This window comes from Cupriavidus oxalaticus (assembly GCF_016894385.1).
GTDB classification, from domain to species: Bacteria; Pseudomonadota; Gammaproteobacteria; order Burkholderiales; family Burkholderiaceae; genus Cupriavidus; species Cupriavidus oxalaticus.
The window spans coordinates 716,340-738,981 of the sequence record NZ_CP069812.1 but is presented as its reverse complement, the minus strand read 5'-3'; the positions used below and the strand labels follow the sequence as shown (position 1 = coordinate 738,981).

Sequence of the window (22,642 nt, the reverse complement as noted above, 5' to 3'; positions counted from 1 at the left end):
GGCCGCGGGCGGCCCGCCGCGGCGGCAGGCAGGCGCTGGGTTGGCTGGTTGGCAGGCGCGAAGATGGCGGTGGCGGCGGTGGCGCCAGTTACCGCGCTGCGCGGAAGCGGTCGCAGGCGACATCCGGCCCCTCAGGCGATCTTGAAGCGCGACACCGAGTTGCGCAGCTCCTCGGTCAGCAGCGTCAGCTGGCGCACGGATTGCGCGGTCTGGCGCGTGCCGCTGGTGGTCTGCTCGGTAACCTGCAGGATGCGTTCGATATGGCGCGCCACGGTGGTGGCAAGGTCGGCCTCGTGCGAGGTGGACTGCGAGATCTGCTCGATCAGCTCCGCCAGCTGGCGCGACACGCGGCCGATCTCGACCAGCGCCGCGCCGGCGTTGTCGGACAGGCGCGCGCCTTCGACCACGCCCTGCGTGCTGCGCTCCATGGCGTGCACGGCGTCCTGGGTATCGGTCTGGATGGTGCGAATCAGCGCGCCGATCTGCTTGGTGGCCTCGCCGGAGCGTTCGGCCAGCCGCTGCACTTCCTCGGCCACCACCGAGAAGCCGCGTCCGGCTTCGCCGGCCGAGGCGGCCTGGATGGCGGCGTTCAGTGCCAGCACGTTGGTCTGCTCGGTAATGTCGGAAATCAGCTCGACGATTTCACCGATCTCCTGCGACGACTCGCCCAGGCGCTTGATCCGCTTGGAGGTCTCCTGGATCTGCTCGCGGATGTCGTTCATGCCGGTGATGGCGTTCTGCACCGCCTGCTGCCCCTGCTCGGCGGCAGACAGCGAGGCACGTGCGACATTGGCCGACTCCGCCGCGCCGCGCGATACCTGCGTGATGCGGTCGGCCATCTCCACCACCGATTCGCCGGTCTGGCGGATCTGGCGCGACTGCTCCTCGGTGGTCGACACCAGCTGGGTCGAGGTGGCCTGCACCTGCCCCGAAGCCTGCGTCACCTCGCCGGCGGTCTGCTGCACCCGGCCGACCAGCTCGCGCAGTTCTTCCACGGTGTAGTTGACCGAGTCGGCGATGGCGCCGGTGATGTCCTCGGTCACCGTGGCCTGCCGCGTCAGGTCGCCGTCGGCGATGTCCTGCAGCTCGTTCATCAGCTGCAGAATGGCCTTCTGGGTATTGTCGTTGTTGCGCTTTTCATCGAGGCGGCGCGCTTCGGCCTCGCGTTCGCGCGCCTCGGCTTCGAGCGCGCGCATGCGCGAATCGCGCAGGTACAGCGCGGCCAGGCCCACCAGGCACAGCAGCGTCAGCAGCGCCGACACCACGGTCGCGCCCAGCGTCACCGGGCGCGAGCGCGCCGACTCGGCATAGGCGCGCTGCAAGGCCGACAGCTCGCCGCGCAGCGCCTCGTTGTCGTTGAAGATCTGCTGCTGCGCGCGCTTGGCGGCGATCAGGCCGGGCAGGTTCTGCAGGATGGTCTGGGTGGTCTTCTGCACCGCGTCGAAACGCTGCGACAGCTGCTTCAGGTAGCCACGCGTCTCGTCGTCGGTGGCCGCATTCAGGCGCAGCGCCTCGCTGCCGTTCATCAGCCCGTCCAGCGTCTCGCGGAAGGTGTTGGTGTCCTTGCCGAGCAGGAAGGCGGTCTCGGGGTTGACGCCTTCGCCGGCCAGGAACTCGTTCAGGTTCTTGCCCAGGCGCTGCGTCAGCATCACCAGCTGGGCGGAGGCCGCCACCTCGCGCGCATTGGCGCCGGACTGCAGCTTGATCGCGGCCACCTGCTCGGCGGCTTCCAGCAGTTCCGGGTTCGAGGCGTTGAAGACCTGCAGGGTCTGGCCGATGGTGGTCAGCACCGGCTGCTGGGCCAGCACGTCGGCCGCGCTCTTCTCGGAGCGCTTCCACGACGTCATGGCGGTCTCCAGCAGCGGCGCGGCATCGCCCGTGGTGGCGCGCACGCGTTTCTCGTCACTGCCGGCCTGCAGCGCCTTCAGGTCCTTTGCCAGCGTCTCCTTGGATTCGCGCAGCTGCGTGAAGGCCTGCGCATTGCCCAGCAGCGCCACCGGCACCGCCTTGCCCAGGCGCTGCGAGTGCATCAGCATGTCGCCCGCGATCTCGATCTGCGCGGCCGCATTGTTGGCGATGCGGTTGTCCAGGTACACCGAGCCCAGCAGCGCCACCAGCGACACCACCACGCCCACCGTCAGCGCCCGCTGCTGCGACGAGAACGGCAGGCGGCCCAGCCATGCCGACACGTGCTCCATTGGCGTGGCGCCGAGCCCGGCGGCTGCGGCGGCCCCGGCGGACCCGGCGGACCCGGCGGCCGCAGCGGCGGCATCGGCTGCCGGCGCACGCCGGCCCAGGCTGAATGTCTTGAAACCCATGGCACCCTCTTCCGTGTTATTCGTTGTTGTGCCCGGCGGCTCGTGCCGGGTGCGCCAGCCCGGGGCCGGCGCGTGCTCTTTGCCCGCTTGCGGCGTGGCGCTGCGCGCGCCGGCCTCAGGCCGCGCTGCGGCCCACCTGCAGGAACGCCGGCGCCTCCAGCAGCGCGCGCACGTCGAGCACCTGCCAGTCGCGCCCGTCGCGGTCCGCGAAGCGCTGGCCCTCCCAGGCCGCCACCTCATCGTGTCCTTGCGCCGCCTCCCCATGCGGCAGGCCCAGGTCCGGGGCATGGCGCAAGCCCGCCACGCGCGTGGCCACGATCGCGCAGGCACGCTCCACCTGGCGCGACAGCACCACCAGCTTGCTGCCGGGCTGCACCGGCGTGGGCGCGCCGCCGCAGAACAGGCTGAAATCGATCACGCCGAGCAGGCTGCCGCGCGCATTGACCAGGCCGCTGTACCACGGCTGTGTCAGCGGCACGCGGCTGGGCTGGCGCATGTCGAGCACCTCGCCGGTCTCCGCCAGCGGCAGCAGCCAGTGGCGCGCGCCGATCTGCAGCGCCAGGTAGCTGTCTGCGGCGGGCAGGCTGCGCGCCTCGCGCAGGCGCCGGGCCAGCATGGCCTGGTAGTCCTGCAGGCGGGTGTGGCGGGCGCGTAGGTCTTGGCGTGGCGCATTCATGTGGCGGTCCCCGGTACTGGTAGTGGCATCCCGTACGGCCGGCGCTGGCGGCTCAGTGCGCCAGCGCGGCGATCTTGCCCAGCAGTTCCTCGCCGTCGACCGGCTTGACGATGTAGTCCGACGCGCCCTGGCGCATCCCCCAGATACGGTCGGTGTCCAGTCCCTTGCTGGTGCACATGATCACGGGGATGTCCTTGAAGCGGTCGTCGCGCTTGATCGCGCGGGTCGCCTGGTAGCCGTTCTGGCCGGGCATCACCACGTCCATGAGGATCAGGTCGAAGCTTTCCGATTCCAGGCGCGCGAAGGCCTGGTCGCTGTTGCCGGCGACCGAGACCTTGAAGCCGCGCTTGCCGAGCAGGTCGGACATGAACAGCGCTTCGGTCGGGGAATCGTCGACGATCAGGATCTTGTTGATGGCAGTCATGAGGTTTCCTTCGGTTCGTTCAGGCCGTCAGCATGCCGGCAAAGCCTTTTCCGCCACGTCAGCGCGGAGCGGCAGGCAGGCCTGCACGGCATGCAGCAGCGTTTCGCGGGTGAACGGCTTGGCCAGATGGTCATGCGCCCCCACCAGGCGGCCGCGCGAGCGGTCGAACACGCCGTCGCGCGAGGACAGCATGATCACGGGGATGGCGTGGAAGCGCGGGCTTTTCTTGATCAGGGAGCAGGTCTGGTACCCGTCCAGCCGGGGCATCAGGATGTCGCAGAAGACCAGGTCCGGATGCAGCTCGCCGACCTTGGCCAGCGCCTCGAAGCCGTCCTCGGCCAGCAATACCTGGTATCCCGCCTGCGACAGGAAGATCTCCGCGGTGCGGCGGATGGTGCTGGAATCGTCGATGACCAGCACCTTGCGGCGCGCGTGCGCCCGGGTGTCCGGCATTGGTACGCCAGGCGCCGCAATGCTGGCGCCGGCGGCATTGACCCGCTGGTTTTCTTCTGTTTGAGCGACCCGCATGTTGTTCCCGCGACCGGCCACGCCATGCGGCGCGCCGGCAAACACTAGAGAACACCCGTGCGGAGCAGCGCGACCCATGCGCGCCCCGACGGACCCCCGAAAAATGATTCTGCTTCCCTTCAAGGCCGGGCCGGACCCGGCAGTGGCGGTGCGTGGAACCCGCACCTGCCTGCCGTCTTCCCCACCAATGGCGGATGGACGGCCACATAATTTGCAACAGAGTGTGACAAGACGCCGGTGGGCCGTCAATCCGGGGCGGCGGGCCCTTGATGGCGTTCTGTCGTATCGGCGCGACGCGCGCTGCCAGTGTGGCGGCTTTCTATGAAGCTTCGATGGCGCGCAAGCTGGCGTCGTGCCGGATGGCGGCCAGCGTCAGATGGCCACCATCTCGAAATCTTCCTTGCGCGCGCCGCATTCCGGGCAGGTCCAGTTGATGGGCACGTCTTCCCACCGGGTTCCCGGGGCGATGCCGTCTTCCGGCGCGCCTGCGGCTTCGTCGTAGATCCAGCCGCAGATCAGGCACATCCAAGTCTTGTATTCCATAACAGGCTCTGGCCACTCTCCATTAAAATCCAGCGCAGATGGTACCGAAACCGTGCCGCCCGCGCCAGCCGGCGATCGCCAGAATCGTGCCAGTTCCGCCGTGTTCGCGCATGTTAGCGCCGGATTGGCAGTCAATTGCCGTGAAATTCCACGGTATTGCCTGCATGTCGACGAGACGCCGGCCGCGCCGCCACGTTCCCAGCAGTCCTTGATCCCAATCAACGCCATGTCCCGTAACCAGCAGCTCTTCGACCGCGCCCAGCAGACCATTCCTGGCGGCGTGAACTCCCCCGTGCGTGCCTTCCGCTCGGTGGGTGGCACGCCGCGCTTCATCACGCGCGCCGAAGGGGCTTATATGTGGGATGCCGATGGCCAGCGCTATATCGACTACATCGGCTCCTGGGGCCCGATGATCGTCGGCCATGCCCACCCCGAGGTGGTGCGCGCGGTGCAGGAGACCGCGGCCCACAGCTTCTCGTTCGGCGCGCCGACCGAGGCCGAGATCACCATGGCCGAGGAAATCTGCAAGCTGGTGCCGTCGATCGAGCAGGTGCGGCTGGTGTCTTCCGGCACCGAGGCCACCATGAGCGCGCTGCGGCTGGCGCGCGGCTTTACCGGCCGCGACCTGATCATCAAGTTCGAGGGCTGCTACCACGGCCATGCCGACAGCCTGCTGGTCAAGGCCGGTTCGGGCCTGCTGACCTTTGCCGACACCACGCAGAACGCGCCCTCCTCGGCCGGCGTGCCGGCCGACGTGACGCGCCACACCATGGTGCTGGAGTACAACAACGTCGAGCAGCTGGAGCAGGCCTTCGCCAAGCATGCCGGCGAGATCGCCGCGGTGATCGTCGAGCCGGTGGCCGGCAACATGAACCTGGTGCGCGCCAGCGACGCCTTCCTGAAGGCCATGCGCGAGCTGTGCACCCGCGACGGCGCGGTGCTGATCTTCGATGAAGTGATGACCGGCTTCCGCGTGGCGCTGGGCGGCGCCCAGGCCCACTACGGCATCCGCCCGGACATGACCTGCCTGGGCAAGGTCATCGGCGGCGGCATGCCGGCGGCGGCCTTCGGCGGCAGGCGCGACATCATGGCCAAGCTGGCCCCGCTGGGCGGCGTCTACCAGGCCGGCACGCTGTCGGGCAATCCGCTGGCGGTGGCCGCCGGCCTGACCACGCTCAAGCTGATCCAGGCGCCCGGCTTCTACGACAAGCTGGCCGCGCAGACCCGCAAGCTGGCCGACGGCCTGGCCGACGCCGCGCGGGCGGCCGGCGTGCCGTTCGCGGCCGACGCCATCGGCGGCATGTTCGGCCTGTATTTCCGCGAAGGCGTGCCCGGCAGCTTCGCCGAGGTGACCAGGGGCGACACCGCGCGCTTCAATCGCTTCTTCCATGCCATGCTGGACAACGGCGTCTACCTCGCGCCGTCGGCGTTCGAGGCCGGCTTTGTTTCGGCACAGCACGACGACGCCATCCTGGGCGCCACCCTCGACGCCGCGCGCAAGGCGTTCGCGGCGGCCTGAGACCCCGCCCGCAGGCGACGCGCCGGGGCGTCGCCTGCCCGTCGCCCGGCAGATGGGCGGTGCGCTACACTTGGGACTCGCCTATCCATGGCCACCACGCCTACCTGCGGAGTCTCAAGATGCGTGCCTCTTCCTCCTTGTTTTCGTCGACGCGCTCGCCGCTGCCCGTGCTGCGCTGGCTGCTCCTGGCGGCCATGGCCAGCCTGCTGAGCGCCTGCGGCTACAACGACTTCCAGGCCAAGGACGAGGCGGTCAAGGCGGCCTGGAGCGAGGTCATCAACCAGTACCAGCGCCGCGCCGACCTGATCCCCAACCTGGTCAATACCGTCAAGGGCTACGCCACGCACGAGCGCGAGACGCTCGAAGCGGTGACCAGGGCGCGCGCCGCCGCCACCAGCATCCAGGTCTCGCCCGAGACCCTGAACGACCCGGAAGCGTTCAAGCGCTTCCAGCAGGCGCAGGGCGAACTGTCCGGCGCGCTGTCGCGCCTGCTGGCCGTGTCCGAGAACTACCCGCAACTGAAGGCCGACGCCTCCTTCCGCGACCTGCAGTCGCAGCTTGAAGGCACCGAGAACCGCATCACCGTGGCGCGCCAGCGCTATATCGCCGCGGTGCAGGACTTCAACATCCTGGCGCGCAGCTTCCCCACCAACCTGACCGCGATGATCTTCAAGTACCCGGTCAAGCCGTCGTTCACGGTGGACAACGAGAAGGCCATCTCGACGCCGCCGGCGGTCAAGTTCTGAGGCAGCGGCCATGGGCCTGACCAGCGGCCTGACCAGCGGCCGTTCGCAGCAGCCGTCCTCCTGGCGCACCGGGCTGGCCGCGCTGCTGCTGTGGCTGGCGGCATGGCTGTGCGCGCCGGCGCTGGCGGCCGACGGCTTCGTGCCGGTGCCGCCGCTGACCCAGCGCGTCACCGACCTGACCGGCACGCTCAACACGCAGCAGCGCACCGCGCTGGAAAACGTGCTCGCCGAATACGAGCAGCAGCGCGGCAGCCAGATCTTCGTGCTGATGGTGCCGACCACCGAGCCCGAGCCCATCGACGCCTACAGCATCCGCGTGGCCGACGCCTGGCGCGCCGGGCGCAAGGGCATCGACGACGGCGTGATCGTGCTGATCGCCAAGGACAATCCGCCGGGCCTGCGCAAGATGCGGCTCGAGGTCGGGCGCGGCGTGCAGGGATCGCTGACCGATGCCATGTCCAAGCGCATCCTGCAGGACGTGATGGCGCCGCACTTCCGCCAGAACGACTTCTACGGCGGGCTGGCGGCGGGCATTTCCGCCATCCAGGCCACCATCGACAAGGAAGGCCTGGCCGGGCCGCAGCCGCGCAAGCCGCAGCAATCCTCGGCGCTGGCCGACTGGCTGCCGGTGCTGTTTCCGCTGGCGATCATCCTGTTCTTCTTTATCGGCGCCATGCGGCGCTCGCGCGGGCCGCAGATCGTCACCACCCGGCGCGGCCGCGACGTGATCGCCGGCGGCCTGGGCGGGCTGGGCGGCTACGGCATGGGGCAGGACTGGGGGCGGCGCGGCGGCGGCTTCGGAGGCGGTTTCGGCGGTGGTGGTGGTGGTGGTGGCGGCTTCAGCGGCGGAGGCGGCGGCGGCTTCGATGGCGGCGGCGCGTCCGGCAACTGGTGACAAACAAGGACCGACGACCATGCCCCATCTCCGACGCGCCCTGCATCATTTCGCCACCACCGCCGGCACCGCGCGCAGGCACTTCCCGGCCGAGGCCCAGCAGCAGCTCCATGCGGCCGTGCATGCCGGCGAGTCGCGCCATCGCGGCGAGATCCGCGTGGTCATCGAAGCCAGCCTGCCGCTGGGTCACGCCTGGGCCGGCGTGACCCCGCGCGAGCGCGCCCGCTTCCTGTTCGGCGCGCTGGAAGTCTGGAATACCGCCGACCATACCGGTGTGCTGCTCTATATCAACCTGGCCGACCACGCCGTCGAACTGCTGGCCGACCGCGGCATCGACGCCAGCGTGGGGCCGGCGGTATGGCGCGAACTATGCGACGAACTGGCGCACGGCCTGAAGCAGGACCTGTCGGTGGCACCGGTGCTGGTCACGGTGGCGCGCATCCACGAGCTGCTGGCCCACCATTTCCCGTCTGACGGCGGGCACAACCCCAATGAGCTGGATGACCGGCCGGTCGTGATCTGATCGGATTCCCTGCGCGGGCGTTCACGGGTGAAACATACTTTTGCCCGATATGGCCTCCGGAGCCATGACGCTACGCTTGGTGCACAAGCAGGCATCACGGCGGAGCGAAGATTCCGCTGGATAAACGGGGGAAACCATGTCAGAAATCCTGGCGGCAAACGATCGGGCCGACGCAGCACCCAAGAGCAACCTTCGGGAAGTCCTGTTGGAGGTGGTACTCAGGAGTTCCACTGCCCTTGTGCTGGGCGTGTTCGCCTATGTGGCGATCAGGCAGTGGCTGGCCGATCCATCGCGCATCACCTTGCTGCTGCTGGTGATTGCAAATTGCCTGACAGTCGGACTGTCCCTTTTTGTCCGGGTGCCAAAAAAGCGGGACTGGAATCCAATCACAGTCCTGTGCTCATTGGGCGCTTCCTACTATTTCCTTGGCATCCAGCTGGCACCCGGGCAACACCTAGCGCCGGAAATCGTCGGAGCGTGCCTGCAGCTTGTCGGGATTTCATGGCAGATCTACGCCAAGCTGACGCTGCGCTTCTCGTTCGGAATACTGCCTGCCAACCGCGGGATCGTGTCGCACGGGGCTTACCGGTTCGTGCGGCATCCGATCTACCTGGGCTACCTCATCGCTGACGTCGGCTTCCTGCTCACGAACTTCGGACTGCAAAACCTGCTGGTCTACACCGGCCTGTATGCACTTCAGGCCGTGCGGATCAATCGGGAAGAGGCGTTGCTGTCCGACGACCCCGAATACCGCCAGTATCGCGAGAAAGTCCGGTTTCGCGCGGTGCCTGGCATCTACTGATGCATAGGGCCCACCCGCGCAGGCTTCATCGGGCACCGGCACCCGCCGGCGCCCGCCGTGCGCCCATCAGGTACCACAGCGCCGCCAGCACCTGCAGCGCCACCAGCCCGCCCCACGCCGCCAGGTGCGCCGCCTTCGGGTAGTGGCCGCCGCTGGACGGCCACAGGTCCAGCACGAACCCCACCCCGACCTGGCACGCAAAGGTCGCCAGGAACACCGTCAGCGTCAGCGCCGTGGTGGCCCGCCCGATCAGCGCGTCGGGGAAGCTGCGTGCCAGCACCGCGTAGGTCAGGATGCCGCTGGAGCCGAACACGCCGTAGGCCGCCCACAGCAGCACCGGCGGCAGCGGCACCTGCGCCATCAGCAGCGCCTGCACCACGATAAAGCCGGTCATGCCGATGCCGGCAAAGGCATAGAGGCTGACGCCGATGCGCTCCAGGTGGCGCGCCGCCCAGCCCGAGCCGACGCAGCCCGCCATCATCGCGAACCCGATCACCGAAACCAGCCGCGCACTGGTGGCCGGATCGAAGCCCGGCACGTCGCGCAGGAAGGCACCGACCCACAGCGTCTGCACCGCCAGGAACACGCCCTGGTTCAGCAGCGTCAGCGGCACCACGCGCCAGAAGCGCTCGCTGGCCAGGATCTGGCGCGTGCCGCGCAGTTGCTCGCGCAGGCTTTCCTTGCCGGCGCGCGGCTTGTCGGGCACGCTGAACCACAACAGCGCCGCCATCGCCAGCGACATGCAGGCCAGCCCGGCGCTGATCGTGCGCCAGTCCGTCAGCGACAGCAGCCACGACAGCGGGGTGCCGACCAGCACCGCGCCGAGCCCGCCGATCGCCATCACCACGCCGTTGAGCAACGGCATGCGCGACAGCGGGAACCACATCGACAGCGCCTGGATGGCGGCGCCCAGGCACACCGATACGCCCACGCCGATCAGCAGCCGGCCGGCGGCCAGCCCCGCCATGCCCGGCGCCAGCGCAAACACCAGCGAGCCGGCCACGGCCACCAGCAGCATCGCCGCCTCGGTGCGGCGCGGGCCGTAGCGGTCCAGCAGGATGCCGGCGGGCAGCTGGGCACAGGCAAAGCCGAGGAAATAGAAGCTGGTGAGCAAACCCAGGTCGCCGGCATTGAGCCCCAGTTCGCGCGTCAGGTGCGGCGCGAAGCCCAGGTTGACACCGCGGAATACATAGGACACCAGGAAGCCCAGCGAGAACACGGCCAGCACGCGCCAGCGGACGCCGGCTTGCTGCGTCGGCGCGGGGGCGGAAGACAAGCCGGGAGAGGTGGTAGTCGTCATGGCCTGCATTGTCGTCCCCATTCCGGTGCAAGGCCAACGAAACATAGCCGCGGGAATTGTGAGTAGAATTTGACGGCCATGGCCCGATCCCCCGGCAAACCCGCCAACCGCCCCGTCCACCTGCCTCCGCTGCAAGCACTGCGAGCGCTGGAGGCCGCCACGCGCCACCGCAGCTTTTCACGCGCGGCCGAAGAGCTGGCGCTCACACACAGCGCCATCAGCCACCATATCCGCGGGCTGGAAGCCAGCCTGGGCACCAAGCTGTTCCAGCGCACCGGCAGCCAGATGACGCCGACCAGCGCGGGCGCGCGGCTGGCCGAACAGGTGCGCGCCGCGCTCGACAGCATCGAAAGCGCGCTGCGCGAGGCCGGCAACAGCGCCGCGCCGCCGGTGGTGCGGCTGCAGGTCAGCGTGATGGAGGACCTGGCCAATGCCTGGCTGATCCGGCGGCTGCCCAGCCTGCACGCCCAGGTGCCGTCGCTGGACCTGCACTTGCGGCTGCACGCCGAGATCACCCCGCCCGACCCGTACAGCGTCGACGTCGGCATCTGGCACCAGCGCGTGGACCTGCCCGGCTTCGAGTGCCACAACCTGATCGAGGACCACGTCATCGCCGTGGCCAGCCCGGCGCTGCTGGCGCGCTACCCCGGCTTCACGCTGGCCGACGTGCCGCGCCTGCCGATGCTGCGCTTTGCGCTGCGCCCCTGGCGCGACTGGCTGGAAGCGGCCGGCCTGCCGGGCGACGAGCCCGGGCGCGGCCCGATCTTCCAGGACGCGGGACTGATGCTGCAGTCAGCCGTGGCCGGCCTGGGCCTTGCCACCGCACGCTTGCAGCTGGCGCACGACTACCTGTCCAGCGGCCAGCTGGTGCAGATCGGCTCGACCCGCATTCCATCCAGCCTGCACTACTGGGTCACCTGGCGCGAAGGCAACCCGCGGGAAAAGGCGATCCATGCCTTCCACGCCTGGCTGCAGGAGCAGGTGCGCGGCGAAGCCACGCAAACGCATCCCACCGTCGGCGGGCAACCCCGGCAGTTTCATTCATGAAATTGTTTCGTACGCCGATGTTGGCAATACGAATCATTTTCGATAACCCCAGGTATTTCAACGGCTGGCCGGCGATCGCAACGTCGGGCGCGGTGTTTCTGAACGCGACCTTCGACTCCCTGGGGAAGCCGCCTGAGTTTCATCAATGCAACCATTTTGTCAGCCGTGCCAGCGCGCAGGAATCTCCCGCGCCACCCATCCAAAAAGATGAGGCCGGGCCTTTGGCGTCATCCGCGAAACCGTGCAAATGCTTGTCAACGGCCGTCCCAGTAGCCCTCCAGCACAGCTAGGCTTGGCTGTAAAGCGCTAAAAGGCTGAGACAGGCGAAGTCTGGCACACCGGTTCCGCTTAAAAAGGCTTCGTCCCGTTGTAAAGGAAATGCAACTCCGGCGATCGGGCCATCGCGTGCAGCATCGAAGCCATGACGCCCGAACCTCCAAAATGCCGCCTCCCCTCTTTCGGATGGCGCGAATCCGTCCAGGTAGACCTTTCGGCACTCCGCTTCATAAAACTGTGACGTATACCTGGCGTCGACAACCTCACTCATGCTGCGTTGCAGCATAAACCAGGCCTGCGATGTATCAGGATCGGAACGTTTCCTCACGCCACGGCGGCGCCCGGAACGCCCACTTTTTACGATTATCTTTTCGAATCAATGACTTGTGTCGCACTGGCACGTTCGTCGCACTTATGTCTCCGCGAACAGAAGCCCGACACAGGGGAAGTCTGAAACGGAAGCGGCAAACATACTGGCACGCGTTCGCCGAAGTTCAGTTTCAGAACGACTCTCGCATCCCAGGGTGGGCGTCGGGCTGGTGCTGTAAGCGTTGGGCCACGCGGCAGGAACTGGCCCGCACCGGCTGGCCGGTACAGGGGCCGCCGACAAGATCAGAGGAGGTCTTTCGGGACACGGGCCGCGCGCTTGCGCGCGGCCCGTGGAACCTGGAAAGACCCCGCCAGCCCGGACCACCGGGCGGCACGGGGATCGCGGATGTACCGGCTTGCCGGCGCGTCTGGATGAATGGGGTGCTGACCGGCCTGCCATGCAGGTGCGGCGAGACGCCGCTGCCGTGACCGATGCCATCGACATCGGCACGGCAGCGGTGGACTACGCGGCGCAACAGCGGGACGGCAAGAACAGAATTCGGGGAAGACGCCAGCACGAAGCATCCATGATGCGTCGCTGGCGCAGGCTTCAGGGCCACCGAATCCGGTGCGCGGCAACTGCCGCCGCGGGCTTCGTTAAATAAGAAGAAATCCGGGGAAATCGTATGAGCGCGTATGCCAACCGCCCGCTGCTGTACCTGTCGCAGCATCACGACGCCATGCTCTGCAGGGTCCTGACGCAACGCGGCTGGAAGCTCAGTTTCGCGTCCTCCCTGGAAGACCTCCATGCCCTGCCGGCCGGCAACCAGCCCCAGGCCGCGCTGCTGGACCTGCATAGCGGCTTCAGCGACGCCGACCTGGAATCGTTCGAGCCCTGGCTCGCGCAGCCCCATATCGGCTGGATCGGCGCCGTCGCCAGGCACGAGGCGCTGACCGAGAGCGCGCGCCGGCTGCTTGGCCTGTACTTCGTCGACTACTACACCGCGCCGTTCGAGCACGCCGAACTGGCCCACTCGCTCGGCCATGCGCAAGGCATGGCGCAGTTGCGGCCCGGCTTGCAGCGCGCCACGCCCGGCACCTTGCGCCCCGACGGCATGATCGGCAGCTGCGCGGCCATGCAGACGCTGTTCCGCGGCATCGAGAAAGTATCGCGCTGGGACACCCCCGTGCTGATCTCCGGCGAGTCGGGCACCGGCAAGGAACTGGCCGCGCAGGCGATCCACCGCGCATCGGAACGCGCCTCGCAGCCGTTCGTGGCCGTCAACTGTGCCGCCATCCCGCCCACGCTGCTGATGTCCGAGCTGTTCGGCTACGAGCGCGGTGCCTTCACCGGCGCGACCAAGCGCAAGCCCGGCCGCATCGAGATGGCGCAGGGCGGCACCCTGTTCCTCGATGAAATCGGCGACATGCCGCTGGAAAGCCAGACCAGCCTGCTGCGCTTCCTGGAGACCGGCCGCATCGAGCGCCTGGGCGGCACCGAATCGGTCGAGGTGGACGTACGCATCGTCTCCGCCACCCACGTCGACCTCGAGGCCGCCATTGCCGCCGAGCGCTTCCGCGGCGACCTTTACCATCGCCTGTGCGTGCTGCGCGTGCGCCAGCCCCCGCTGCGCGAGCGCGGCAGCGACATCATGCTGATCGCCGAGCACGTGCTCGAAGGCGTGCGCAAGCAGTCGCCGGCCCGCATCCGCGGCTTCTCGCCAACCGCGCTGCGCGCGATCCAGCAGCACAACTGGCCTGGCAACGTGCGCGAGCTGATCAACCGGATCCGGCATGCGGCGGCGATGTGCGAGGACGGCGTGATCCAGCCGACGGACCTGGAGCTGGCAACACCTGCGGAAGAACGGCCGAAGACGCTGGCGGCGATTCGGGAGGCAGCGGAGCAGCATGCGATCGTCGAGGCGCTGCAGCGCAACCATGAGCGGCTGATCGATGTGGCCGCCGAGCTTGGGATTTCGCGGGTGACGTTGTTCAGGCTGATGCGGGATTACAAGCTGCAGGTGAAGAAGGGGGATATGGGGATGGTCTGCGTGCAGGGGTAGAGGCTGACGTCGCTACCTCCGGCACGCCGGAATCCGCCCATGCTCCATGCCAAATCCCGCGCCGCGCGCACGCGGCGCGATTCCATCCGCGGCCTGCACGGCAACGAAACGCTGGGCAGGCTGTTTCGCTTCGGCATTTCGGGCGTGATTGCCACCGGCATCCACATTGCCGTAGCCACGCCGCTGATCTACCTGATGCATGCCTCCCAGCCCAGCGCCAATGGTGTGGCGTTCGTCGTCGCCAACGTCGGTTCCTACCTGCTCAATACATTGTGGAGTTTCGGCGCGAAGCCGGGGCGGGATAGCTACCTGCGCTTCCTGACGGTGTCGCTGATGGGACTCGGCATGACGCTGGCGATATCCGTCGGCGCGCAGGCGCTGGGAGCGGGCTATTGGGCGGGGCTGGCTGCGATCCTGTCGGTGGTGCCGGCCGTGACTTTCGTGCTGCACCGGCGCTGGACGTATCGATGATTTCTGCCTACGCGCCTGCTTACAGCAATCTGAGGGGACGCCATGTCTGGAGTGACCAAAAAGGCGGCAGCCTGCGTGTCGGCGATCGTTTCACCGCACGGCCTTCCGCACAACTCGGCGCACAGCTGGCTCACGCCAGAGCGCGTGTACCTGTATGCCGCCGCCGTGCTCATCATCGAATCCGTACTCACCGCCGCATGGTGGTACGGCCACTGGATACTGAAAGCGCCCCAAGTGCCCTTGCTGGGTTGGGACCTCGCGGTCTACTGGAGCGCGTCCGGCCTGGCGCAGGGGCATGGGGCTGCCGCCGCCTATGACTGGCCCCTGCTACAGGCGGCAGAGGCACCCCTGCTTCCTGGCACCTTCGGCCCTTTCGCCTATCCGCCGACCTTCTTGCTGATGGTCTACCCGCTCGCTTCGGTGTCCTTCGGGCTGGCCCTGCTGTTGTCCTCCATCATCGGACTTGTGCTCTACCTGTGGGCCATGCGCGCCGCGGTCCACGGCCAGTACGCCCGCTGGTGGATGCCCGCGCTCGCCTTTCCCGGTATCTGGGCCGCGCTACTTGCGGGCCAGAATACCTTGATCACCGCGTCAGCCTGCGCCGCAGCGCTGCTGCTGATGCATCGCCATGCATTTGCCGCGGGTGCCTGCGTCGCGCTGCTATGCATCAAGCCACAGCTGGGCGTACTGTTTCCCCTGCTTTTTGCGTGCGAGCGGCGCTGGGCCGTCATGACCAGCGCGGCAGCATGCTCGGCCGTCTTCTTCGCATTCTCCGGCATGGCTTTCGGCATCGACATTTTTCCCGCGTTCGCCCGCAGCATGACGATGTTTGGCAGGACCGTGGCTGAACATGGTGGTCCGCTGCTGCGCGGCGCGCCGACCATCTTCGCGGTGCTACGCACCGCAGGCGCGGAAGCGGGGCTGTCGTACGCCGGCCATGCCCTGGGTGCGGCCATCGCCGCTGGCACCTGTACCTGGCTGTGGTTGACCCATACTCGGCCGGCGCTGGGTGCGTCGGCCCTGGTAGTCGGCACGCTGCTGGTGCAGCCCTACCTCATGTACTACGATCTGGCATGGCTGGCGATTCCCATCGCGCTGCTCTGCAGCGACTTCGCCCGGCATGGCAGCACTTTGACCGAGCGATTGCTGCTGTGCTTGGTCTGGATCGTGCCGGCGCATGCGCTGCTGGTGGTGATTGCGCTGCCTTCGCCACAGGTTGCTCCCGTCGTGCTGTTCGCGCTGCTCGGGATGATTGCGCGCCGGCATCACGTCGCGCGCCCTACCTCCGGCACCGCGACAGCCGGGGCCTAAGCCGCGGCTGCTCAGTTGCGCTTGCCCGCCACCAGCGAGATCACCCGACCATTGCCTGCCGCACGTCCGTGCGGACGGCGCTCCTGGTAGCGGCGCTTGACCAGGTAAATCGGGCGGCCTTTGGCCTCGTCGTAAATCCGGCCGATGTACTCGCCCACCACGCCCAGCCCGATCAGCTGCACGCCACCGAAGAACAGGAGCAGCGACAACACCGACGCGTAGCCTGGCACATCGACACCAAGGATCAGCGTGCGCGCCACGATGTACATGCCGTAGCAAAAAGCCAGCATGGCGATAAAAGTGCCGAGATAAGTCCAGCTCCTCAGCGGCACCGAGCTAAAGCTCGTGATCCCCTCCAGCGCCAGGTTCCACAGCCGCCAGCCAGAGAACTTGGACTTGCCAGCGGCGCGCGGCATGCGCTCGTACTGGACCGTCACGGTATGGAAGCCGACCCAGGCAAACAGGCCCTTCATGAAGCGGTGACGCTCCGGCAGTTGCTTCAGTGCGTTGACCACGGCACGATCCATCAGCCGGAAGTCGCCCACGTTCTCAGGAATCTTCAGGTCAGACAGGTGGTTGTGCACGCGGTAGTACGCAGCAGCCGTGACACGCTTGAGCAGCGAATCGCTGGTGCGCCTGGCGCGCTGTGCCAGCACCACATCCGCTCCCTGCCGCCAGCGCAGGACCAGGGTCGGGATCAGTTCGGGAGGGTCCTGCAGGTCAGCGTCGATCGGGATCACGGCATCGCCGGCGGCCTCGTCTATGCCCGCTGTCAGCGCTGCTTCCTTGCCGAAATTTCGCGTCAGGTCGATTACGCGGATGCGCGCGTCGCGGCGCGCCATCTCAACCAGCCGGGGTAACGTGTCATCCGTACTGCCGTCATTGATGCAGACGATCTCGAAGTGGGTCGCCGGGATCGACTCAAGGATAGGCAGCACCCGCGTGAAGAAGGACTGCAACGCGTCTGACTCGTTGTAGAACGGCACTACCAGCGAAACCAGCTGGGTTTCATAGTTGGCCATGATTTGCTCCCTCCTGGGCGCCCGATATCACCCGATACCGCGCCCTGCGTCATCAGGCATCGCGCGATGCCTTGCCCGTTCGTTCCAGCCGGATGCGCCAGACGGCCAGAGCCAGCGCGGCGATCAATCCCAACGGCATCGGCTGGATGCCGATCCTCGCGCCGACCACCAGGCCGCAAAGCGGCAACAGCCATAGCAGCAACAGAAGTTCTCGCTCGCCGCGCAGCCATCCGTTGCGCCAGGCATGGGGGCCCAGCCACGCAATGGCCAGCCCCAGGAAGGCGAGGTCGTAGTCATACAGGTAAGGGGACACAAGCAACCCCGCACTGATCACTACGGCGGCGCGCAGCGCATAACTGCACGGACGCGACCAGGCATAAACCACGGCAGCCAGAGCCGCTGCCGCGACGGTCCCATGCACGACGTAAGGCAGCATCACCCCGCCCGACAGCATCTTCACGGCAGCAAATACGGTGGGCATGCGCGGCAGCAGCGCAGCGCCTTGCTCTACCGCTTCGCGCGCTACGGTGGCATTGCCCAGGAAGGCAGTGAACGGCTCGATGCCGAATGCCAGCAACGACACGCTCGCCAGTGCCATGGCCGTGGCGATCATCGCGCCCAGCGCCGGCCAGGCGCGCGCGCACAACAGCGCCACCGGAAACATCAGGGCCAGGTGAGGCTTCACTGTCACCAGCCCCAGCAGCATGCCGGCCAGCAGCGGACGGGTGCGCAGGCAGGCCAGCGCCAGGCCGGCGCAGCCAGCAAGCCACAGTGCGTTCTGGCCGGTGGCCAGCACTACCGCAATGCCCGGGAAAGCCAGGCCTGCGAGCCAGGCATTGCGGGGCAGTGTGCGGCACAACGCCCATCCATACCAGCAGGCGCCGCCGCTGAAGAACACCACCGTGGCCATGCCATAGCTAAGCAAACCCAGCGGCAGTACATACAGCAGGTATGTGGGCGGATATAGCCAGGGTAGAACGCCATCGCCGATCGCCAGGCCTGGCACCGCCGCCAACTCCATCTGCCGCAGCAGGTCGTGGTCATAGGGTGCCGCGGCACCCTGGGTCAGTGCCAGCCTGGCCGCACTCCAGAACACGACAAAGTCCGCGCCGGGGGCGAACACACCCGGCACCTTCAGTACGCAGGCGCGTAAGGTCCAGCCGCCGAAATACAGCACATAACAGAGCAGCGCGACCTTCGTGTACAGACGGAAGCGCTCACCATCCAGCCAGTGCGTGTCGGCCGCCGCGTATAACGACCGGCCGGTCGTGGCCTGTGCGGCTTCCATCTCAGGTCTCCGCTGCCCGCACGGCAGCAGAACAAAGGGCTAGAGCCGGGCATCGCGGCGCCCGCGTGGATGTCTGGTACATCGTGGATCCCCCGCTATCGTCTGTGCGCTTGCACTGCACGCGTATCGCTGCGGCATGGGCGCACTCGTTTTCGCTAAGTCTTGTTGCGACGATGCGATAACGCAAGGCACGCCAGGTCCGGTTCGCTGCGTTGTCCGGGCATGAAACGCGGCGACAGGCACCAACGTTTCTCGTTTGAATCACGGCCTGCGCCGATCCCCGGAAGCGGCGCCGGGCAAGGGATCCGGGCAGGCGGTGGGCGATTCCCGCCAGCGCTGTCCGGCAGCCTCGATGCGATGAACGTTTCCAACCGGAAACGTCGGTCCGCCAGACGTGCCGCTCGTCCATCTGTCGTCCCGCGGCGCGTGCCAGGCGTTCCGGTGCCACCGGCACTAGATCAACTGCGGTAGGCACGACATCGTCGGCACCCGGTTCCTCATGCTTTTGGCTGACGAACGCGCTGCACCCGCACCATCGCGGCACGCGCACGCCTCCAACCCGCCCTCATCCTTAAGTTGCCTCATCCAAACTGCCATGCCGCCGCTGCGTTTCCATCAGGCAACGAGCGATGGCAGAACCCCACCATTTCGGCCATCCGGCGCACAGCGTACGCAGCGCTGCTTCCCGCAAAGCCTTGTGCCACAACGATTTCGATCCGGCTGGCCCGCGCTTTGCCTATGCCAGGCATGCAGCGATACCCAACCGGTACGCCGCGACTGCCGGCACAGCGATTGTCGGCAGCAAAGTCAGATAAGGGGAATCTCACCATGCCAGCTGCACGCCAGCCCGCAATCTTGCATAGCCACGCCGCCGGCGCCACCTGCGCTCGACACGGTGGCGGCAGCGTGCCGCTGCGTTGCCTGGCCCGCGCCGGACACGCACAACATGCAGCCCGGTGCATGCACGCCTCTGCCGAGCGCCGCCTGCAGGCGCGCCGTCAATCAGTCACCCGAAGCGGTCCGGGCCGCTGGCCCTTCCACGCCTGCGCCATCTGCGCACCGCCTTGTTACCGTCAACGCCGGCCCGGGGGTCTTGCCTCCATGGCAGTCCCGCCACCCAGCAGTGATCCATTTTGCAGTTCAGCAGTCGTTCTACCTGTCTAAGGAGCTTGTCATGAAAACCCTGACCCAATCCATGCTGAATTTCGTCCGCGACGAAGATGGCGTCACCGCCATCGAGTACGGCCTGATCGCCTCGCTGATCGCCGTGGTCATCATCGCGACGGTAACGACCGTCGGCACGAACCTGACCAGCATCTTCAGCTACATCGCATCGAAGCTGACGGTGCCGTCAACCTGATCCGGCACAGCAACGTACTGCGCGACGTGGATGCCGCCAAACGTCAACGTCGCGCATGCAGCGACTGCATCTGTTACCGGAGCTCAGCATGCGAACCATCATCGCGAAGTGGAAAGCGCTGCAACGCGACGAGCACGGCGTCACTGCAATCGAATACGCATTAATCGGCGCGCTGATTGCCATGGTGATCGTGGTGACGGTGGGCTTCCTGGGCACCAAGGTCAATGAGCTGTTTGAAGCCGTGGTCGCCGTCATGCCGGCCATGCCTTGAAACAAGAGGACGCCATGCACACCGCCTCCGCGCTCTCACCTTTTATTGGCCCGATCGCCATTGCGATCGTACTGACAGCTGCAGCCATCGACCTGCAGCGGCGCCGCATCCCGAACTGGCTGACATTCGGCGCCTGGCTGCTGGCCCTGCCGGCACAGGTCGCGCTGCTTGGCTTCGGCAGCGGTCTGGTTGGCTGGACACTCGGCTGGCTTACCGGGCTCGCGGTATTCCTGCCGCTCTACATGCTGGGCGGCATGGCCGCCGGCGACGTCAAGCTGATGGCCGCCATCGGCGCCTGGCTAGGCGCAGCCATGGCCTTCGAGATTGCGCTGGCGGCGTTCCTGCTGGGCGGCGTCTGGGCTCTTGCCCATGTGTACTGGTTCCGTAGCGGCGGCCAGGTGTTCCGCAACATTGGCGGCATTGTCCGCGGCAAGGCGGGCGCGCCGTCGGTCGGTGCGCTGCCTTATGGCGTAGCCATCGCCGCCGGCACGCTGGTCATGCTCTTTGCCGCCAGATGAGCACACATAACAGAACAAACGCGCCTGCCCTCGGCAGTCGCCCTGCAGAACGGAAATGCACATCAGCAAACGGGGGACGGCAATGATCGAGCATCACGACACAGCGCAAGCGCCGCGGCACCTGGAGCCGGTTGCGGGTACCAGGCAGAGCCACGCCGAGCTTGGCCAGCTGCCAGTGCCGCCGTGGCATGTCCTGCCGCGGAGCATCGCTGAAACCGGGCTGGAGATCACCCAACTGCTGAGCCTGGTGCTGAAGGCCGCCTACCTGCACCGCAGCGTCACGCTGGCAGTGCTCACCGAAACCTTGAAGCTGCCCGCCACCGTGGTCAACGAGATCGCCGCCGTGGCCGTGCGCGAGCGCCTGTTCGAGATCGCGCATCGCGGTGCCAGCGACCTGGACGTGCGCTTCCGCCTGACCGACGCCGGCTACACGCGCGCCGCGGAGGCTACCGCGCGCTGCAACTACACCGGCGCTGCGCCGGTCACGCTCGACGCCTACCTCGATGCCGTGCAACGCCACTCGGTCAGCCAGGCAGCCGTGACCAAGGCAGACGTCACCGCGGCCTTCCATGACCTGGTGGTCCCGTTGCACCTGCTGGATGCGATCGGGATGGCGCTGAACACCTCCCGTGCGCTGATGATCTACGGCCCGCCGGGCAGCGGCAAGACCTACCTGGCGCAGCGCCTCGGCGTGCTGCTGCCCGGCGCCGTGCCCGTGCCGCACGCGATCACGGTGGCCGGCGAGATCATCCAGGTGTTCGATCCGCTGGTGCATGTCCCGTTCGACGCCGGCAAGGCCTCGCTGGCGCACCGCACGCTGGACCGCCGCTGGATCCTGTGCCACCGCCCGGTGGTGCTGTCCGGCGGTGAACTGACACTGTCGACCCTGGACCTGCGCTACGACGATACCTCGGGCTTCTACCAGGCGCCGCCGCACATGAAGGCCAACAACGGCATCTACATCATCGATGACCTGGGCCGGCAGCTGGTCAGCGTGTCCGACCTGCTGAACCGCTGGATCGTGCCGCTGGACCGCAACGTCGACATGTTCACGTTGCGCACCGGCGTGCGCTTCGCGGTGCCGTTCGACGTATGGCCTGTGTTCTCCACCAATCTCGAGCCAGGCGAGTTGGGCGACGAGGCTTTCCTGCGCCGGCTCGGCAGCAAGCTTTACGTAGGCCCCCTGTCACGCGATGACTATCGCGAGGTGTACCAGCGCACCGCAGCGGATTTCGGGCTGAGCAGCACCGAAGCCGTCTTCGATTTCCTGGTGGAAAGCCTGCACTTCTCCGCGGATATGCCGCTGCTCGCCTGCATCCCGCGCGACCTGCTGCGGCTGGTGGCCTCCGAGGTGCGCTACCACGGCCGGACGCCAGCCATTACCGAAGACAGCCTGATCGGCGCCTGGCAGTACTACTACGGCCTTCGGCCAACACCGGAGGCCGCTTCGGGCGGCATGGCGCACCGCTGGGCCGGTAGCCACCGGGCCACTGTCTGAGCCCGGACATTGCCCGCATCACCCCATAAGCATCCAACGCAGGGAGAGTCATCATGAAAAACACGCGCGCAATCCTGATGCTGCTGATTGCCCTGGTCGCCGGCGTGGCCGCGGTGGTATCCGCCTCGCGCTGGCTGGTCCAGCAATCGTCCAGCTCGGTCAAACAGGTAGTGGTAGCCGCCAATGACCTGAATCTCGGGCAACCGCTCAATGGCAGCCAGCTCCGGCTGGTCAGCTGGCCCACCACCAGCGTGCCGCCGGGCGCGTTCGACGACGTCAAGACGCTGGAAGGACGCGTGGTGCGCACCAGCCTCCAGCGTGGCGAGCCTATCCTCGACGCCAAGCTGGCGCCGGAGGGCACCAAGGGCGGTCTCTCCGCCGTGATCAACGACGGCAAGCGCGCCATCACCGTGCGCGTCAACGACGTCGTGGGCGTGGCCGGCTTCGCGCTGCCTGGCAACTATGTCGACGTGATCGTCAATACCAACGAAGAAGCGAAGAGCGCGCAGAACGGCAACAGCATCTCCAAGATCGTGCTGGAAAAGATCCTGGTGCTGGCGGTCGCGCAACAGGTCAGCCGCGACGACACCCAGCCCAAGGTGGTCAACGCCGTCACGCTGGAAGTCACGCCCGAGCAGGCAGAGAAGCTCGACGTGGCACGCAGCGTCGGCACGCTGTCGCTGGTGCTGCGCAACCAGATGGACGTGGCCGATATCAACACCGGCGGCGCCACCAAGGGCACGCTGCTGGGCAAGGCGCCGGAAGCGCCGGTCAAGGTGGTGACGCAGACCGCGACGCGCACCGTCGTGAAGACCCGTACCGTGGCCGCGCAGCCGGCACGTTCCGGCAACTGCATCGGCGTGCTGGCCGGCATGCAGGGTGGTGTCGAATGCTTCTGAGCCATTCCTGCAGCGCACCCAACGAATCCTGAAAG

Annotated in this window: 23 protein-coding genes; 15 read left to right on the top strand and 8 right to left on the bottom strand. The window is 67.2% G+C overall.

What is annotated here, in order from left to right; translation table 11 throughout:
• Positions 1-131 precede the first annotated feature (131 nt).
• The 5 genes from JTE92_RS15745 to JTE92_RS15725 all read right to left on the bottom strand — a co-directional run bounded on the left by JTE92_RS15745 (position 132) and on the right by JTE92_RS15725 (position 4,489).
• Entirely contained in the window at positions 132-2,318 is a 2,187-nt protein-coding gene (locus JTE92_RS15745; RefSeq protein ID WP_063237028.1) for a methyl-accepting chemotaxis protein, read from the bottom strand.
• Positions 2,319-2,433: 115 nt separating this feature from the next.
• Positions 2,434-2,994 (bottom strand): chemotaxis protein CheW, encoded by a 561-nt coding sequence (locus JTE92_RS15740; RefSeq protein WP_063237027.1) that lies wholly within the window; start codon positions 2,992-2,994, stop codon positions 2,434-2,436.
• Positions 2,995-3,046: 52 nt separating this feature from the next.
• Positions 3,047-3,418 carry a response regulator gene (locus JTE92_RS15735; protein ID WP_029045760.1) on the bottom strand — a complete coding sequence of 124 codons (372 nt, stop codon included), beginning with the start codon at positions 3,416-3,418 and terminating at the stop codon, positions 3,047-3,049.
• 27 nt (positions 3,419-3,445) lie between these two features.
• Complete coding sequence (locus tag JTE92_RS15730) at positions 3,446-3,946, bottom strand: response regulator (protein ID WP_063237182.1); 501 nt, start codon at positions 3,944-3,946, stop codon at positions 3,446-3,448.
• 372 nt (positions 3,947-4,318) lie between these two features.
• On the bottom strand, positions 4,319-4,489 hold the full coding sequence (locus tag JTE92_RS15725; RefSeq protein ID WP_010813017.1) for a rubredoxin: 171 nt from the start codon (positions 4,487-4,489) through the stop codon (positions 4,319-4,321).
• Positions 4,490-4,715: 226 nt separating this feature from the next.
• On the opposite strand from JTE92_RS15725, the gene hemL reads away from it, so the two are divergent.
• The 5 genes from hemL to JTE92_RS15700 all read left to right on the top strand — a co-directional run bounded on the left by hemL (position 4,716) and on the right by JTE92_RS15700 (position 8,974).
• Positions 4,716-6,008 (top strand): glutamate-1-semialdehyde 2,1-aminomutase, encoded by a 1,293-nt coding sequence (hemL, locus tag JTE92_RS15720; RefSeq protein WP_063237026.1) that lies wholly within the window; start codon positions 4,716-4,718, stop codon positions 6,006-6,008.
• 119 nt (positions 6,009-6,127) lie between these two features.
• On the top strand, positions 6,128-6,754 hold the full coding sequence (locus JTE92_RS15715; RefSeq protein ID WP_063237025.1) for a LemA family protein: 627 nt from the start codon (positions 6,128-6,130) through the stop codon (positions 6,752-6,754).
• 10 nt (positions 6,755-6,764) lie between these two features.
• On the top strand, positions 6,765-7,649 hold the full coding sequence (locus tag JTE92_RS15710) for a TPM domain-containing protein (protein WP_063237024.1): 885 nt from the start codon (positions 6,765-6,767) through the stop codon (positions 7,647-7,649).
• A 19-nt stretch (positions 7,650-7,668) separates the two neighbouring features.
• The gene (locus JTE92_RS15705; protein WP_063237023.1) at positions 7,669-8,172 is read left to right on the top strand and encodes a TPM domain-containing protein; all 504 of its coding nucleotides are present in this window, start codon (positions 7,669-7,671) and stop codon (positions 8,170-8,172) included.
• 136 nt (positions 8,173-8,308) lie between these two features.
• Complete coding sequence (locus tag JTE92_RS15700; RefSeq protein ID WP_063237022.1) at positions 8,309-8,974, top strand: methyltransferase family protein; 666 nt, start codon at positions 8,309-8,311, stop codon at positions 8,972-8,974.
• A 25-nt stretch (positions 8,975-8,999) separates the two neighbouring features.
• On the opposite strand, the gene JTE92_RS15695 is transcribed toward JTE92_RS15700, so the two are convergent.
• Positions 9,000-10,274, bottom strand: coding sequence for an MFS transporter (locus JTE92_RS15695; RefSeq protein WP_063237181.1), 1,275 nt, complete (start codon positions 10,272-10,274; stop codon positions 9,000-9,002).
• A gap of 78 nt (positions 10,275-10,352) precedes the next feature.
• Between JTE92_RS15695 and JTE92_RS15690 the strand changes: the two genes are divergently transcribed.
• The 5 genes from JTE92_RS15690 to JTE92_RS15670 all read left to right on the top strand — a co-directional run bounded on the left by JTE92_RS15690 (position 10,353) and on the right by JTE92_RS15670 (position 15,751).
• Positions 10,353-11,321: a LysR substrate-binding domain-containing protein gene (locus JTE92_RS15690; RefSeq protein ID WP_063237180.1), complete on the top strand. Its 969-nt coding sequence runs from the start codon at positions 10,353-10,355 to the stop codon at positions 11,319-11,321.
• A gap of 1,001 nt (positions 11,322-12,322) precedes the next feature.
• The gene (locus JTE92_RS15685; RefSeq protein ID WP_147318546.1) at positions 12,323-12,571 is read left to right on the top strand and encodes a hypothetical protein; all 249 of its coding nucleotides are present in this window, start codon (positions 12,323-12,325) and stop codon (positions 12,569-12,571) included.
• 21 nt (positions 12,572-12,592) lie between these two features.
• Positions 12,593-13,969, top strand: coding sequence for a sigma-54 dependent transcriptional regulator (locus JTE92_RS15680; protein WP_063237020.1), 1,377 nt, complete (start codon positions 12,593-12,595; stop codon positions 13,967-13,969).
• Between the two features lie 39 nt (positions 13,970-14,008).
• Entirely contained in the window at positions 14,009-14,440 is a 432-nt protein-coding gene (locus JTE92_RS15675) for a GtrA family protein (protein WP_084254432.1), read from the top strand.
• A gap of 42 nt (positions 14,441-14,482) precedes the next feature.
• Positions 14,483-15,751, top strand: coding sequence for a glycosyltransferase family 87 protein (locus JTE92_RS15670; protein WP_084254431.1), 1,269 nt, complete (start codon positions 14,483-14,485; stop codon positions 15,749-15,751).
• Between the two features lie 11 nt (positions 15,752-15,762).
• Here JTE92_RS15670 and JTE92_RS15665 read toward each other — a convergent pair whose 3' ends face one another.
• Positions 15,763-16,773: a glycosyltransferase family 2 protein gene (locus tag JTE92_RS15665; RefSeq protein WP_063237019.1), complete on the bottom strand. Its 1,011-nt coding sequence runs from the start codon at positions 16,771-16,773 to the stop codon at positions 15,763-15,765.
• Between the two features lie 52 nt (positions 16,774-16,825).
• Positions 16,826-18,061 carry a glycosyltransferase family 87 protein gene (locus JTE92_RS15660; protein ID WP_063237018.1) on the bottom strand — a complete coding sequence of 412 codons (1,236 nt, stop codon included), beginning with the start codon at positions 18,059-18,061 and terminating at the stop codon, positions 16,826-16,828.
• A gap of 1,174 nt (positions 18,062-19,235) precedes the next feature.
• On the opposite strand from JTE92_RS15660, the gene JTE92_RS15655 reads away from it, so the two are divergent.
• From JTE92_RS15655 to cpaB, 5 genes are all read left to right on the top strand, one after another.
• The gene (locus JTE92_RS15655; RefSeq protein WP_063237017.1) at positions 19,236-19,421 is read left to right on the top strand and encodes a Flp family type IVb pilin; all 186 of its coding nucleotides are present in this window, start codon (positions 19,236-19,238) and stop codon (positions 19,419-19,421) included.
• A gap of 88 nt (positions 19,422-19,509) precedes the next feature.
• Positions 19,510-19,692 (top strand): Flp family type IVb pilin, encoded by a 183-nt coding sequence (locus tag JTE92_RS15650; RefSeq protein ID WP_063237016.1) that lies wholly within the window; start codon positions 19,510-19,512, stop codon positions 19,690-19,692.
• Positions 19,693-19,706: 14 nt separating this feature from the next.
• Positions 19,707-20,210 (top strand): A24 family peptidase, encoded by a 504-nt coding sequence (locus JTE92_RS15645; protein ID WP_063237015.1) that lies wholly within the window; start codon positions 19,707-19,709, stop codon positions 20,208-20,210.
• Between the two features lie 82 nt (positions 20,211-20,292).
• Positions 20,293-21,708, top strand: coding sequence for a DUF8689 domain-containing protein (locus tag JTE92_RS15640; protein ID WP_063237014.1), 1,416 nt, complete (start codon positions 20,293-20,295; stop codon positions 21,706-21,708).
• A 53-nt stretch (positions 21,709-21,761) separates the two neighbouring features.
• Positions 21,762-22,607 (top strand): Flp pilus assembly protein CpaB, encoded by an 846-nt coding sequence (gene cpaB, locus JTE92_RS15635; protein WP_063237013.1) that lies wholly within the window; start codon positions 21,762-21,764, stop codon positions 22,605-22,607.
• Positions 22,608-22,642: the final 35 nt, after the last annotated feature.

Bases quoted from the DNA above. Each gene is read 5' to 3' on its own strand.
- JTE92_RS15745 (WP_063237028.1), bottom strand. From the start codon at position 2,318: ATGGGTTTCAAGACATTCAGCCTGGGCCGGCGTGCGCCGGCAGCCGAT.
- JTE92_RS15740 (WP_063237027.1), bottom strand. From the start codon at position 2,994: ATGAATGCGCCACGCCAAGACCTACGCGCCCGCCACACCCGCCTGCAG.
- JTE92_RS15735 (WP_029045760.1), bottom strand. From the start codon at position 3,418: ATGACTGCCATCAACAAGATCCTGATCGTCGACGATTCCCCGACCGAA.
- JTE92_RS15730 (WP_063237182.1), bottom strand. From the start codon at position 3,946: ATGCGGGTCGCTCAAACAGAAGAAAACCAGCGGGTCAATGCCGCCGGC.
- JTE92_RS15725 (WP_010813017.1), bottom strand. From the start codon at position 4,489: ATGGAATACAAGACTTGGATGTGCCTGATCTGCGGCTGGATCTACGAC.
- hemL (WP_063237026.1), top strand. From the start codon at position 4,716: ATGTCCCGTAACCAGCAGCTCTTCGACCGCGCCCAGCAGACCATTCCT.
- JTE92_RS15715 (WP_063237025.1), top strand. From the start codon at position 6,128: ATGCGTGCCTCTTCCTCCTTGTTTTCGTCGACGCGCTCGCCGCTGCCC.
- JTE92_RS15710 (WP_063237024.1), top strand. From the start codon at position 6,765: ATGGGCCTGACCAGCGGCCTGACCAGCGGCCGTTCGCAGCAGCCGTCC.
- JTE92_RS15705 (WP_063237023.1), top strand. From the start codon at position 7,669: ATGCCCCATCTCCGACGCGCCCTGCATCATTTCGCCACCACCGCCGGC.
- JTE92_RS15700 (WP_063237022.1), top strand. From the start codon at position 8,309: ATGTCAGAAATCCTGGCGGCAAACGATCGGGCCGACGCAGCACCCAAG.
- JTE92_RS15695 (WP_063237181.1), bottom strand. From the start codon at position 10,274: ATGACGACTACCACCTCTCCCGGCTTGTCTTCCGCCCCCGCGCCGACG.
- JTE92_RS15690 (WP_063237180.1), top strand. From the start codon at position 10,353: ATGGCCCGATCCCCCGGCAAACCCGCCAACCGCCCCGTCCACCTGCCT.
- JTE92_RS15680 (WP_063237020.1), top strand. From the start codon at position 12,593: ATGAGCGCGTATGCCAACCGCCCGCTGCTGTACCTGTCGCAGCATCAC.
- JTE92_RS15675 (WP_084254432.1), top strand. From the start codon at position 14,009: ATGCTCCATGCCAAATCCCGCGCCGCGCGCACGCGGCGCGATTCCATC.
- JTE92_RS15670 (WP_084254431.1), top strand. From the start codon at position 14,483: ATGTCTGGAGTGACCAAAAAGGCGGCAGCCTGCGTGTCGGCGATCGTT.
- JTE92_RS15665 (WP_063237019.1), bottom strand. From the start codon at position 16,773: ATGGCCAACTATGAAACCCAGCTGGTTTCGCTGGTAGTGCCGTTCTAC.
- JTE92_RS15660 (WP_063237018.1), bottom strand. From the start codon at position 18,061: ATGGAAGCCGCACAGGCCACGACCGGCCGGTCGTTATACGCGGCGGCC.
- JTE92_RS15655 (WP_063237017.1), top strand. From the start codon at position 19,236: ATGAAAACCCTGACCCAATCCATGCTGAATTTCGTCCGCGACGAAGAT.
- JTE92_RS15650 (WP_063237016.1), top strand. From the start codon at position 19,510: ATGCGAACCATCATCGCGAAGTGGAAAGCGCTGCAACGCGACGAGCAC.
- JTE92_RS15645 (WP_063237015.1), top strand. From the start codon at position 19,707: ATGCACACCGCCTCCGCGCTCTCACCTTTTATTGGCCCGATCGCCATT.
- JTE92_RS15640 (WP_063237014.1), top strand. From the start codon at position 20,293: ATGATCGAGCATCACGACACAGCGCAAGCGCCGCGGCACCTGGAGCCG.
- cpaB (WP_063237013.1), top strand. From the start codon at position 21,762: ATGAAAAACACGCGCGCAATCCTGATGCTGCTGATTGCCCTGGTCGCC.